13 protein-coding genes are annotated in these 12,637 nt (G+C 44.4%); 3 read left to right on the plus strand and 10 right to left on the minus strand.

Translation table 11 applies throughout. The features are described 5' to 3' along the window. Positions 1–3: 3 nt before the first annotated feature. Positions 4–756 carry an electron transfer flavoprotein subunit beta/FixA family protein gene (locus VXP95_RS07275; protein ID WP_064096285.1) on the minus strand — a complete coding sequence of 251 codons (753 nt, stop codon included), beginning with the start codon at positions 754–756 and terminating at the stop codon, positions 4–6. Between the two features lie 521 nt (positions 757–1,277). Further along, positions 1,278–1,883, minus strand: coding sequence for a LysE family translocator (locus tag VXP95_RS07280; RefSeq protein ID WP_416711771.1), 606 nt, complete (start codon positions 1,881–1,883; stop codon positions 1,278–1,280). A 112-nt stretch (positions 1,884–1,995) separates the two neighbouring features. Between VXP95_RS07280 and VXP95_RS07285 the strand changes: the two genes are divergently transcribed. After that, the gene (locus VXP95_RS07285; RefSeq protein ID WP_064096287.1) at positions 1,996–2,490 is read left to right on the plus strand and encodes an Lrp/AsnC family transcriptional regulator; all 495 of its coding nucleotides are present in this window, start codon (positions 1,996–1,998) and stop codon (positions 2,488–2,490) included. A gap of 223 nt (positions 2,491–2,713) precedes the next feature. On the opposite strand, the gene VXP95_RS07290 is transcribed toward VXP95_RS07285, so the two are convergent. From VXP95_RS07290 to VXP95_RS07320, 7 genes are all read right to left on the minus strand, one after another. Next, on the minus strand, positions 2,714–3,097 hold the full coding sequence (locus tag VXP95_RS07290) for a hypothetical protein (RefSeq protein WP_064096288.1): 384 nt from the start codon (positions 3,095–3,097) through the stop codon (positions 2,714–2,716). 231 nt (positions 3,098–3,328) lie between these two features. After that, positions 3,329–4,264 carry a site-specific tyrosine recombinase/integron integrase gene (xerA, locus tag VXP95_RS07295; RefSeq protein WP_416711772.1) on the minus strand — a complete coding sequence of 312 codons (936 nt, stop codon included), beginning with the start codon at positions 4,262–4,264 and terminating at the stop codon, positions 3,329–3,331. Beyond that, positions 4,265–4,870 (minus strand): alpha/beta fold hydrolase, encoded by a 606-nt coding sequence (locus tag VXP95_RS07300; RefSeq protein WP_064096290.1) that lies wholly within the window; start codon positions 4,868–4,870, stop codon positions 4,265–4,267. It lies immediately after the preceding gene. 86 nt (positions 4,871–4,956) lie between these two features. Then, a complete protein-coding gene (dapF, locus tag VXP95_RS07305; RefSeq protein WP_416705849.1) occupies positions 4,957–5,802 on the minus strand; it encodes a diaminopimelate epimerase in 846 nt (281 codons plus the stop codon). Between the two features lie 13 nt (positions 5,803–5,815). Continuing rightward, complete coding sequence (gene lysA, locus VXP95_RS07310; RefSeq protein WP_416711773.1) at positions 5,816–7,060, minus strand: diaminopimelate decarboxylase; 1,245 nt, start codon at positions 7,058–7,060, stop codon at positions 5,816–5,818. A gap of 24 nt (positions 7,061–7,084) precedes the next feature. After that, positions 7,085–7,318 carry an LPS translocon maturation chaperone LptM gene (gene lptM, locus VXP95_RS07315; RefSeq protein ID WP_416711792.1) on the minus strand — a complete coding sequence of 78 codons (234 nt, stop codon included), beginning with the start codon at positions 7,316–7,318 and terminating at the stop codon, positions 7,085–7,087. Positions 7,319–7,450: 132 nt separating this feature from the next. After that, positions 7,451–8,854, minus strand: a complete 1,404-nt coding sequence (locus tag VXP95_RS07320) for an amino acid permease (RefSeq protein ID WP_064102829.1) — start codon at positions 8,852–8,854, stop codon at positions 7,451–7,453. A 319-nt stretch (positions 8,855–9,173) separates the two neighbouring features. Here VXP95_RS07320 and VXP95_RS07325 point away from each other — a divergent pair, with 319 nt between their 5' ends. Further along, positions 9,174–10,520: an alanine/glycine:cation symporter family protein gene (locus tag VXP95_RS07325; RefSeq protein ID WP_064102830.1), complete on the plus strand. Its 1,347-nt coding sequence runs from the start codon at positions 9,174–9,176 to the stop codon at positions 10,518–10,520. Between the two features lie 96 nt (positions 10,521–10,616). Here VXP95_RS07325 and VXP95_RS07330 read toward each other — a convergent pair whose 3' ends face one another. Then, entirely contained in the window at positions 10,617–11,021 is a 405-nt protein-coding gene (locus tag VXP95_RS07330) for a hypothetical protein (protein ID WP_416711774.1), read from the minus strand. A 174-nt stretch (positions 11,022–11,195) separates the two neighbouring features. Between VXP95_RS07330 and radA the strand changes: the two genes are divergently transcribed. Further along, complete coding sequence (gene radA / locus VXP95_RS07335) at positions 11,196–12,587, plus strand: DNA repair protein RadA (RefSeq protein WP_416711775.1); 1,392 nt, start codon at positions 11,196–11,198, stop codon at positions 12,585–12,587. Positions 12,588–12,637: the final 50 nt, after the last annotated feature.

A 12,637-nucleotide genomic window follows, 5' to 3' on the forward strand; every position in this document is an offset into this window, starting at 1 on the left:
GTATTAGATCACTTTCGCTTCGTTTTTCAATTTTTCTACAAGTTCGTCTACAGACTTCACTTGTACGCCAGCTTTACGCTCTGCAGGAGATTCAACTTTCACTGTTTTCAGTTTAGTTGTAGTGGTTACACCGAAATCTGCAGGTGACTTGGTATCAAGCGGTTTTTTACGCGCTTTCATGATGTTTGGAAGTGCCGCATAACGTGGCTCATTCAAACGCAAGTCAGTGGTAATGATTGCTGGAAGTGTCAGCTCAACAGTTTGTAAACCACCGTCAATTTCACGTGTTACTTGTACTTTATCGCCGTCTACTTTCACTTCAGAAGCGAATGTACCCTGACCTGCACCCAATAAAGCACCCAGCATCTGACCAACCTGATTAGAGTCGTCATCAATCGCTTGCTTGCCTAGAAGGATCAATTGTGGTTGCTCAGCATCAACAACGCCTTTCAGAATTTTAGCGACTTCCAGCGCACCTAGTTGGCTGTCATCAGCTTCAACCAGAATACCGCGGTCAGCACCAAGCGCCATTGCAGAACGGATTTGTTCTTGAGCTTCTTTAGGACCAATAGAAACAACAATGATTTCTGAAACAGTTCCTTTTTCTTTTAAACGAACCGCTTCTTCCACTGCGATTTCACAGAATGGATTAATTGACATTTTAACGTTAGTTAAGTCAACACCACTGTTGTCCGGTTTAACACGAACTTTAACGTTGGCATCAACCACACGTTTTACAGCAACAAGAGCCTTCATGTAATCCTCGGCTGTTTTAGCAAATGTAAATGTTGAGAAAAGTTAGTGTAACTCTTCACTTAAATTTTTTTAGGTGCCCTATCTTGCAATGTGTACGGCATTTCGGTCAAGTCACAATTCAACAAAGAGCTGTAAAAATGCGTAATTTTCCCTGAACGATGCGTTCACAATTAATTGTTATCGTTTTATTACAATGAAATTTATCGATATTTACTTAAAATTTAACCATTGATTTATATTATTTTTTTATCTGATTAATCACATCAGAAGTTTTGATTGATGATTTTAAATTTAAATTGATTTAAAGGCGCTTGAAGCAAAACAGCCGGAATATAGATAGGTCAGCTTTTGTCACTTTAGACAGAAATCTTATTGAGAGCGAATTAAACCCAATATATAGACAAATTGAATAAATAATAAACCAGTACATTCATCCGACTCTGACAAAAGTAATTACTTCTTTTCAAATTTTCTCAATCATAAAAAAGCATACTGCGAACAGTATGCTTTTCGGGATCCAATTAATTGATGATGAGCCAGCTTGCTGCAAGTGCCAGTAAACCACCAGAAGTTCCATCCACCCATTTTTGTTTACGTTCATCTATTTGAGTTTTCTGGCTGATTTTGCTGAATAGAATACTTAAGCCACAATACACCACAAAAATAAGACTGATAAAAATAAAAGAAAGAATCAAACCCTGGCTCACTGTATTGGCCGACTTATCAATAAACTGCGGTAAAATTGCAAAATAGATTAGCATGCCTTTTGGATTTAACAGGGCAGTAAAAAATCCTTTTTGAATCGGATTGGGCGAAGTTTTTTTCTCAATATTTAGCGCATTTTTACTGAATACCGATTTAAGCAAACCAAAAGCCAGATACAACAGATACGCGATCCCGAGCCAGCGAATGGTTTCAAACAGTACAGGAAAAGAAACAATGATGGCGGCAATACCTAGCGCTACCAGGATCGAATGCACCAGATAACCGCAACACACTCCTACGGTTGCCATCATGCCTGCTTTTGCATCTTTACCCATCACTTGAGACAGGATAAACAACATATCGGGTCCAGGCGTAAAAACCAGGGGAAGCACGGTCAGTGCAAAGAGTACAAATACAGACATTTCCTTTTCCTTTCAAACTCCAGAAAATGCAATAAGTATCTGTGATTTTTTATAAAATTGGCTTTCTTTTTATTCTATAATAAGTTTCATTTTTCGAATATTATTCTAATTTATGAAAATATCCACCAAGTCTGTGCGGGTAAAACTTGATCGGATTGATAAAAATATCATTCGTTACTTACAAGCCAACGGCCGTATTCAGAATAATGATCTGGCACGGGAAATCGGACTTTCACCATCATCCTGTTTGCGCCGGGTAAAATTACTGGAAGATGCAGGTGTCATTCAGAATTACACCACTATCGTTGATCAACAAAAAATTGGGTTTCAGTTGATCCTATTTTCGCGCATCTGGCTGGTCGGTCAGGATGCCGAAACCATTGACACTTTTATTGAAGCAATGAAAGAACTGCCGCAAGTGATGGAGTGCTACATTATTCTGGGGGAAAGTGATGCGATGCTGAAAGTCGTGGTGCCTGATCTGGAAAGTTACCGGAAATTCCAGTCGACCCATCTGACCAAAAAAAATGGCATTACCAGTGTCAAAACGGATTTACCCAGCCAGATTATCAAACAGAGTTTCCAGCTGCCTTTAGAAGATCTATAAAAGAATTCATTATAAGTAGCGACGCTGGCATAGGTTTAATTTTAATTCTGAACAGTATCTTCAACCCTGAGCTGGACTGAAATTAACTAAGCTGCAAGTTTTATTAAAAGATAAAAGTGAGGTTGCCTGGGCTTATATGCTTAAAGACAACCCACTCCTCTTGAGCAAAACCAGAATACAGCCCGAGTCTTAATTTTTTATATTATGGTAGCTGTTGGAACATTTAATGAGTTTCTTGTGCCAAAAAATCACGATGTACATGGCTTAAATCCACCAGTTCATAGTTAGCCAACTCAAAAATTTGCCAAATCGCAACTGCATCTTCTTTTAAGTCGACTGCCTGGGTCGCACGATTCGACAATTGCCATTGCAGGTCAGAAATCCATAAATAGTATTGTCCGGTGCTCGCGTTAAATGCCTGAACTTTACCATCGGCATTAATGCCTTGAATAATGGCACCTTCAGGCAAAGTCGCTTCAAGATTGGGTAAGCTAATGTCCACAAAATGCTTGATTTGCCGCAAACCATAACCGGCAAACATTTCTTTTTGAGCCTCACTTAACTGTGCATATTTTTGTTCTATGTCCGCAATTACCAGTGTGTCCATATTGCCTCCCATCGGTCAAATACTGAGACTCTGCTCAGTAATATTTCATTTTAAATATTAAATAGTATTTATTGTTATACCTGAAATGGCGCATTTAACGAATAAGACAATAGTGAAATGCCCATCCCAACGCCAATGTTCAGTTGAATTCTATTTTAAGGTTTATATATGAAAGTTTTATGCCAAAAATACATTTTTTATGATCTCTATTCCTCAAAACCTGGCACATGATCAATCTTCTTTATGTTGCGCACGCGGATGAGCCTGATCATAAATTTGAGCCAGATGATCAAAATCGACATGGGTATAAATTTGCGTAGTGGTTAAATTGCAGTGTCCCAGCATTTCCTGCACGGCGCGTAAGTCCCGGCTATTCGACAACATGTGACTCGCGAAACAATGTCTTAACAAATGCGGATGCAGATCCACATTGACGCCTGCACGCTGCGCCTGAAATTTGACCCGATTCTCAATCTGTCTTGCACCGAGCGGATTGCCTTTCTGGGTAATAAATACGTTCGCCTCCGGCACAAAATCACCATTCCATAAGGGATAGACTTGCAACCAGGCCATCACGCTGTCTTTGGCCTTGGAGCCAAAAGGCACAATCCGGGTCTTATTGCCTTTACCAGTAATGCGTAATAACTGCCGGTTGAAATCAATATCTTTAATTCTCAGGCTTTGCAGTTCTGCCAGACGCAACCCACTCGAATAAAGCAATTCCAAAATCGCTTTGTCCCGGAGCCACATTTGCTGCTGTATTTCATTGTCAGGCGCAGGCTGATCAATAATCTGGTTAACGGTTTCAATATCCACCATGCCCGGCAAAGGGCGCGATTGACGTTTTAACTGAAAATCATCCGCAGGATTAAAAGCCATATGCTGAGCCTGCTCGGCCCATTTCATAAACTGGCGAATGGCTGAAAGCATACGTTGCATGCTGCTGGGACTCAGTTGATGCTGTTCGACTTTCTCAGCCAGAAACTGGCGTAAATCGGTGGCTTCCACATCGTTTAAATTGAGCTGTTCACGCTGGCAAAACTCTAAAAAATCCGAGACATCACGCCCATAAGCTTGCAAGGTATGTTTGGACTGGTTTTGAATTTCACGTTCTTTCAGCCACATGTTGAGCAAGAGTTGAGGTGGGACAATCACTGCTTGCTCCATTTAGAGTTGCTCCAGATAATCTTGAATCAGCATTGCAACCTGATCTGCATGAGTGCTAGCAAAGAAATGATCTCCACCTTTAATAATATGCAATTTTGCATTTTTAAAAATTCCTGCCAAGTATTGTCCAAGCTGAACAGTGCTTAAAGGATCATGATCGCCCCAGATCAGCAAGATCGGAACGTCCAGACTTGCGAGCTGAAGGCGGCTAAATTCAGTTTGGTCTTGTTCAAACCAGTCCGGCGCTGTTTTAAACAGTTCACGATAATCTGTTCGCCAGTCTGCACAATGAAATGTTTTTAAATTCAGACCACCAGATGTCGCCAACAATACCAACCCTTTGACTTTCTGTGGATGCTTAAGTGCCAACCCAATGGCCAAGACCCCGCCCATAGACTGGGCAATCAGAATGGAATCATCTTCAATTTGCTTTTTCACGAATTCTTGCAGATCATGCAGGTTTTGAATAGCTAAATTTGGTGCTACACCATCAAAGCCTGGATAGGCAATGACTTGCTGATCTGTATATTCGGTTAATGCTGCTCTTAATGGCTGCCAAAAGTGCTGGCTTCCTGAAGCACCTGGCAGGAAAACAAGCTTATTCATCTCATTCAAATTCTACGGTTTTTCCCATCCTAGCATAAAAAAAGCACCATCGATCAGACAGTGCTTTTTCTCAAGCGGCACGAAATCTAGCTCTGGAAATAACGTAAATCCAGACGACCTTCATACACGGTAGCCGTTGGTCCAGTCATCCAGACCACATCACCTTCTTTCCACTCAATCTGCAACTTTCCACCTGCAAGTTCGATTTCGACTTTGCTCGACAGCAGACCACGGCGCATACCAGACACTGCGGCTGCACAGGCACCTGTACCACAGGCCAAGGTCTCGCCTACACCACGTTCATATACACGTAAACGTGCCTGTTTCTCATCAATAATCTGCATAAATCCGGCATTGACCCGTGCCGGGAAACGCGCATGGGACTCGACCTGCGGACCAATACGTGCGACATCTGCAGTAATCACATCCGGTACAATCGTCACCGCATGCGGATTACCCATATTCACCACATCAATCGTCAGCTTTTCACCGTCGGCAAGATCGATGTCATACAGGCTTTCCGGTGCATCAGCCACAAATGGAATTTCCTGCGGCAGGAATTTTGGATAGCCCATATTCACACGCACCCAGCCATTCGCGCCCAATTCTGGTACTACAATACCTGACTTGGTTTGTACCTTGATTTTGGTTTTGGCGGTCAACTGCCGATCATGCACAAACTTGGCAAAACAGCGCACACCGTTGCCACATTGTTCCACTTCCGAACCATCAGCATTAAAAATCCGGTATTTAAAGTCTGCACTCGGAATATCAGGCGGCTCAACGATCAATAACTGATCAAAACCAACCCCAAAGTGACGGTTGGCCAGGCGTTGAATCGTCAGGGTATCCAGATAAGCACGCTGGCTGATCAGGTCCACTACCATAAAGTCATTGCCCAAGCCATGCATCTTGGTAAATTCTAATAACATTCTGATTTACTCCTTAAGGCAATAAACGCTCACGTTCCCAGAGGGATTCAATCGTTTCACGTTCACGAATCAGATGCGCCTGATCGGCGTCGACCATCACCTCAGCAGCACGGCCACGGCTGTTATAGTTTGAACTCATGACAAAGCCGTATGCACCCGCACCAAGCACTGCCAGCACATCATTTTCCTTGATCGCAAGCTCGCGCTCTTTACCCAGGAAATCACCAGTTTCACAGATGGCACCCACAACATCCCATTCTTTGCTTTCGACATCAGTACGCGGCCTAACAGGTTGAATGTCCATCCATGCTTCATACAAAGCTGGACGAATCAGGTCATTCATCGCTGCATCAATAATCGCGAAGTTGCGGTGACTGGTTGGCTTCAGCAGATCCACTTTGGTCAGTAGCACCCCCGCATTGGCAGAAATACTGCGTCCCGGCTCCATATACACCTTCAAGCCCAGTTTTTCTAAAGCTGGACGCAGTGCGTTGGCATATTCTTCAACCGACGGCGGGGTCTCATCTTTATACGTCACGCCCAGACCGCCACCGATATCAATGTGTTTAAGATGGATGCCCAGCTCTTTTAACTGCTCAATCATGACAATCACCCGCTCCAGTGCATCCACAAATGGCTGGGTTTCGGTCAGCTGTGAACCGATATGGCAGTCAATTCCGACCACATCCAGATTTGGCAATGACGCCGCATATTGATAGGTTTCAAACACGCTATCCGATGGAATACCGAATTTATTTTCTTTTAAGCCGGTTGAAATATAAGGATGGGTTTTGGCATCCACATCCGGATTCACGCGCAATGAAATCGGTGCTTTGACATTCAATTCAGCCGCCACCTTTTGAATACGATCCAGCTCGGCATAGGATTCCACGTTGAAACACGCAATCCCGACTTCCAAAGCTTTTTTGATATCTGCTTCAGTTTTACCCAAACCGGAGAATACAATTTTCGATGCATCACCACCGGCTTTTAGCACACGGGCCAATTCACCACCGGTCACAATATCAAAACCTGCACCTTGCTTTGCCAATACATTCAATACCGCAAGATTAGAGTTGGACTTTACCGCAAAACAGATTTGATGATCGATAAAGTTAAAAGCACGGTCCATATCTAAAAAATGTTTTTCCAGAGTGGCTTTGGAATAAACGTAGAGTGGTGTGCCAAATTGCTCCGCGAGCTGTTGTAATGAACATTGCTCAGCGTGCAATACCCCATTAATGCGGGTGAAACTCATGAAGGTATCCTTTCTGTGAAAGCGTTATGGTGTGGTTTTAACGTCTGAATCGGCAGGCACAGCAAACTGTTGTGGCATGGGTATCTCGCGTTCTTCATCGGACGCTTTGGACTCATTTTCAGTATTTTTGTATAACAGATACTTGGCCCGCTTGTCGTAATTCGGATCATTTGGCAAGTGCAAAGCACCTGACTGTCCACAACCTGCAAGAACGAGACCTGTCGCTAAGATACTGATGTAGCAAATGACTTGGCGCATCTGACCACCTAATGTAATAGTTTCGATGAAGTATAACGCGATCATTCGGCATGACCCAAGCGTTAAACGCTAGAGAGTATCTTTAGACAAAAAAAAACGCCAGCAGATCGCTGACGTTTTTATTGATAAGGTTTATTTATGTTTCTGTTTATAGAAGCCAAAATAGCCAATGACTAGCAAAATAAACCAGATCGGGCTGACCATTAGGGCCTGGCGGGTATCTTCTTCCAGCGCCAAGACCACAATCATGCTGAGAAAGAAGATAATTACCATCCAGCATGTCACCAGACCGCCCGGCAACTTAAAGGTTGATTTGGCATGCAGTTCCGGACGTGTTTTGTAATACACGATATAGCTCCAGATAATAATGATCCAGACACAGATAAACAGAATCGTGGACAAAGTCGTGGCCAAGGTAAATGCCCGGACAGTATTTGGAACAAAATACTGCAGTGCTGCTCCCAGCAACAAACATACCGCTGAGAAATACAGGGCGTTGGCAGGGACCGCACGACGGTTCAGGCGACCAAAAGCCACCGGTGCCTGCTTTTCACGTGACAGGCCAAACAGCATACGACTGGTCGAGAATACGCCACTGTTCATTGATGACATTACCGAGGACAACACCACCAGATTCATGATAATCGCAGCCGCTGCAATGCCAGCCTGACTGAACAGGTTTACAAAGGGCGAAACATTCGGGTCAATCTGGTTCCAGGGTGTCACTGACATCACAATCAGCAATGCCAAAACATAGAAAATAATGATACGGATCGGAATAGAATTCACCGCTTTTGGCAGGTTCTTTTCTGGATCTTTGGTTTCAGCCGCAGTAGTCCCCACCAGCTCCACCCCGACAAAGGCAAAGATGGCAATCTGGAAACCGGCAAGGAAGCCCATGGCACCTGTAGGGAATATCCCACCATGATCCCAGATATGACTAAATGAAGCGACCGTTCCAGCATCAGAAGTGAATCCGGTAAAGATCATCCAGAGGCCGACGGCAATCAGCACCACAATGGCAATAATCTTGACCAGGGCAAACCAGAATTCCATTTCACCAAACAGTTTTACCGTGACCAGATTCAGGCCTATGATAAACACAATCGAGGCAATACTGATCATTACCCCCTCTTCAGGACTAAAGGGCAAGCCATTATTAAAGAATTGCAGATAGTAAATGATGGCGGACAGATCTGCGATCCCGATGGTGATCCAGCACAGCCAGTAGGTCCAGCCAACAAAGTATCCGGCCCAAGGCCCAATCAGATCCGTGGCAAAATCAATAAATGATTTATATTGCAGATTGGAAAGTAACAGTTCGCCCAGTGCACGCATCACCAGAAAGACCATAAAACCGATGATCATATAGATCACCAGAATCGAAGGTCCTGCGAGACTGATGGTTTTACCCGATCCCATAAATAGGCCGGTTCCGATGGCACCCCCAATGGCAATTAGCTGTAGGTGCCGGTTGGATAGACTCCGCTTTAATTCATCGTGCTCCGCCGACGAATTGTTATAGTTTTCTGACATTATTAATTACAACTTCGAATTTTACTTGCGACAAATTAACGTAAAAAATGCTGAATACAAAAATAAAAATCACATCATTTGTATTTCCTGATTAATTGAAGAAGTTAATTTATTTTTCTTATATCGCCCTCCAAACCCATTTCTACCTTATTTTCGACCTGCAAGATTTCAGTAATTTCTTGTCAAACCCCTAAAATTATGTAAAAAATGGAACACTATTCAGCCATTTTATGCACTCAGGATGAAGGCATCTGGCATAGCAATTGCTTTTTAATCAATATCTCGAACGACGCAAACATGGATCAATAAGAAGAATTTTATGCAAAATTTACAAAGTTTAATGGAAACTTTAAGCGGTTGGGTCTGGGGTCCTTATATGCTGGTACTGATTGTCGGTACCGGGGTATTCCTCACCTTCCGTTTATTGTTCTGGCAGTTCCGCATGTTGCCACTGGCTTTTAAACAGGTCTTTGGCAAGCATCCAGACCACGCAGGTGATATTTCCCAATTTGCTTCACTCATGACCGCACTTTCTGCCACGATTGGTACCGGTAATATTGCCGGCGTGGCCACTGCCTGTGTTCTTGGTGGTCCAGGGGCTGTGTTCTGGATGTGGATGACTGCCCTTTTTGGTATGGCGACCAAATACGGTGAAGGTGTTCTGGCAGTCAAATACCGAATTAAAAATGAGAAAGGTGAAATGTCCGGTGGCCCGATGTACTACATCGAACGCGGACTGAAATGGAAATGGCTGGCGCTGATTTTTGCTTTTTTCGGGGCAATCGCCTCTTTTGGTATTGGTAGCTCCGTACAGTCCAATACCGTAGCATTGGCAGTGCAAAACAGCTTGGGCATCGAAACCTGGATGACAGGTATTATTATTACCGCTTTTTCGGCACTGGTGATTTTGGGCGGGATTAAATCAATTTCCAGAGCAGCATCACTGATTGTTCCTATTATGGCTATAGGCTATGTGGCAGGGGGATTAATTATTATTTTTAATAATCTCGAACTGGTCGTTCCTGCGCTTAAAATCATCTTTACCTATGCCTTTACTGGAGAGGCTGCAGTAGGCGGTGCAATTGGTGCGGCGATTCGTTATGGTGTAGCACGTGGCGTATTCTCCAACGAAGCGGGTATGGGTTCTGCGCCAATTGCGGCCGCAGCAGCAAAAACTGATCATCCGGCCCGTCAAGGTCTAGTGTCTATGACCGGTACGTTTATTGACACTATTATTGTCTGTTCAATCACTGGTATTGTTCTGGTCATGGGCTATATCATGGCAGGCAATTCATTCGGAGGCCAAACCGGTGCCGTATTGACCATCGGTGTATTCGACAAGCTGCTACCCGGTATTGGTGGCTGGGTGGTTACTTTCGGGATCATTTTCTTCGCTTATTCCACCATTTTGGGCTGGAGCTACTATGGCGAAAAATGTACCAGCTATTTACTTGGCGAAAAATTCGTTTTGCCCTATCGCATTATTTATATTGCCTCAGTGTTTATCGGCTGCATTGCAACACTGGATCTGGTCTGGCTATTCGCCGATACCTTTAACGGCCTCATGGCGGTGCCGAACTTAATCGCATTATTATTACTGTCTGGTGTCATTGTCAAAGAATCGAAAGACTTCATTGCAAAACGTAAATCTGGTGAGCTGTATTAATAGATAAGTTGTGTAAATACTCAATTCACATATAAAAAAGCCACGTAAATCGTGGCTTTTTTATACTTCAGTTTTCCCATTTTTCATTATGAAATTTTAGCAACGTAAACCACTACAGGCGAGCTTGTCCCGCTCAGATTCAAGCTCCAGTGCCAGTCCTAAAGATAAAACAAAGAACTGAATGCCTTCAATTTTCATATTGCCCTGTTCATCTTCCAGATATCCACTCAGTTTTTGATAGGTTTTATGATGCAGATCAAAAGGTACATCCAGATAAAGCCCACCCAGGTAGATTTCACTATGGACGGTTTGATCCAGACCTAAACACGGCATATAGGCAATCCCCTGTTGCTCTAGCCAGCCGATCAACATTTGGCGAACCGAGTCTGCGTTCCGATCTGGATGTATATAATGATCAAAATGCACAAATAACACATCACGGTTTTTTTCACGTGCGATCGCATCAATATATTTCAGCAATTGTGACAAGATCTGTTCCATTCCAGCATAACAAGACGGGCATTATAGACGGCGTTACCGCACAGTATTCAAATCAGCATAAATAAAAGCGACAAACCTTGTCGTAAAAACCATGATTTTTCAGGTGAAAGGCTTGGTTTTCGATAGCATTCACCGCTATGCTGTCACTCAATTTCAATCGCTTCATCTTCAAATATGGCTAAAGCAAAAAGTGTGTATCGTTGTGAACAATGTGGTGCCGATCATCCCAAATGGTCGGGGCAGTGTTCTGAATGCGGGGAATGGAACAGCCTGGTTGAGGTGGCCATTGCACCGGCAGTGACGCATCGCGCCCAGCCAAAAATTGGTGGTGGATACGCCGGCCAGGCGTCTAGCATTACTACCTTAAATCAGGTCTCAGTCTCTCATGAAACCCGTCTTCCGACGGGTATCAGCGAATTTGACCGGGTCTTGGGTGGCGGACTGGTGACCGGTTCGGTGGTCCTGATCGGCGGTGATCCCGGGATTGGTAAATCTACCATCTTGCTACAAACAGCCACGCACATGGCATCTGCCAAAAATCCGGCCCTGTATGTGACAGGTGAGGAATCCTTGTCTCAGGTGGCTTTACGTGCCCAGCGTCTGGATCTGCCGACCGACCAGCTCAAAGTCATGGCAGAAACCTGCGTCGAACGTATTTGTGAAGTGCTGGCCCAGCAACGTCCTGCGGTGGCAATCCTGGACTCGATCCAAACCTTGTATACCGAAACCTTGCAGTCTGCACCGGGTGGTGTATCACAGATTCGTGAATCAGCGGCCCTGTTGACCCGTTTTGCCAAAAATAGCGGCACGTCTTTGTTTCTGGTCGGTCATGTGACCAAAGAAGGCGCACTGGCCGGCCCACGTGTACTGGAACATATGGTCGACTGTGTGCTGTATTTTGAAGGCCAGTCGGATTCACGTTACCGAATGATCCGAGCGGTCAAAAACCGTTTTGGTGCGGTTAATGAACTCGGTGTGTTCGGCATGACCGACAAAGGTCTACGCGAAGTATCTAATCCTTCAGCCATCTTTTTAAGCCGTTATGATGAAGCCATTCCAGGCTCAATTGTTATGATCAGCCGGGAAGGTACGCGCCCGCTCCTAGTTGAAGTTCAGGCACTGGTCGATGATGCACATGGCCAACCAAGACGTGTAGCGCTTGGCCTGGATCAGAATCGCTTGAATATGCTCCTTGCAGTCATGCATCGGCATGGTGGTGTGCAAACCTCCGGCCAGGATGTTTATGTCAATATCGTCGGTGGGTTGAAAATCACCGAAACCGGTTCGGATCTGGCGGTACTTCTCGCCTGCGCCTCCAGCATTCGTGGCAAAGCCTTACCGCAACAGCTGGCGGTTTTTGGTGAAGTCGGCCTGTCTGGAGAGATTCGTCCTGTGCCGAACGGCCAGGAACGCCTAAAAGAAGCGATTAAACATGGGTTTAAATATATTATTGTCCCTCGCGGCAATGCACCGCAAAAACCCATTGAAGGCGTGCAAATTATTGCAGTTGCGCGTTTACATGAAGCCTTAAGCGAGGCGATGGCGCTGAGTGATGAACTCAACTAACTGTAAACTGGCCTATTTGGTACAAAGAGCAAAAAAATACAGATTTTTGA

This window comes from Acinetobacter sp. 226 (genome assembly GCF_048147925.1).
Taxonomy (GTDB): Bacteria; Pseudomonadota; Gammaproteobacteria; order Pseudomonadales; family Moraxellaceae; genus Acinetobacter; species Acinetobacter pecorum.

Coding starts and splice junctions, on each gene's coding strand:
- VXP95_RS07275 (WP_064096285.1), bottom strand. CDS start 756: ATGAAGGCTCTTGTTGCTGTAAAACGTGTGGTTGATGCCAACGTTAAA.
- VXP95_RS07280 (WP_416711771.1), bottom strand. CDS start 1,883: ATGTCTGTATTTGTACTCTTTGCACTGACCGTGCTTCCCCTGGTTTTT.
- VXP95_RS07285 (WP_064096287.1), top strand. CDS start 1,996: ATGAAAATATCCACCAAGTCTGTGCGGGTAAAACTTGATCGGATTGAT.
- VXP95_RS07290 (WP_064096288.1), bottom strand. CDS start 3,097: ATGGACACACTGGTAATTGCGGACATAGAACAAAAATATGCACAGTTA.
- xerA (WP_416711772.1), bottom strand. CDS start 4,264: ATGGAGCAAGCAGTGATTGTCCCACCTCAACTCTTGCTCAACATGTGG.
- VXP95_RS07300 (WP_064096290.1), bottom strand. CDS start 4,870: ATGAATAAGCTTGTTTTCCTGCCAGGTGCTTCAGGAAGCCAGCACTTT.
- dapF (WP_416705849.1), bottom strand. CDS start 5,802: ATGTTATTAGAATTTACCAAGATGCATGGCTTGGGCAATGACTTTATG.
- lysA (WP_416711773.1), bottom strand. CDS start 7,060: ATGAGTTTCACCCGCATTAATGGGGTATTGCACGCTGAGCAATGTTCA.
- lptM (WP_416711792.1), bottom strand. CDS start 7,318: ATGCGCCAAGTCATTTGCTACATCAGTATCTTAGCGACAGGTCTCGTT.
- VXP95_RS07320 (WP_064102829.1), bottom strand. CDS start 8,854: ATGTCAGAAAACTATAACAATTCGTCGGCGGAGCACGATGAATTAAAG.
- VXP95_RS07325 (WP_064102830.1), top strand. CDS start 9,174: ATGCAAAATTTACAAAGTTTAATGGAAACTTTAAGCGGTTGGGTCTGG.
- VXP95_RS07330 (WP_416711774.1), bottom strand. CDS start 11,021: ATGGAACAGATCTTGTCACAATTGCTGAAATATATTGATGCGATCGCA.
- radA (WP_416711775.1), top strand. CDS start 11,196: ATGGCTAAAGCAAAAAGTGTGTATCGTTGTGAACAATGTGGTGCCGAT.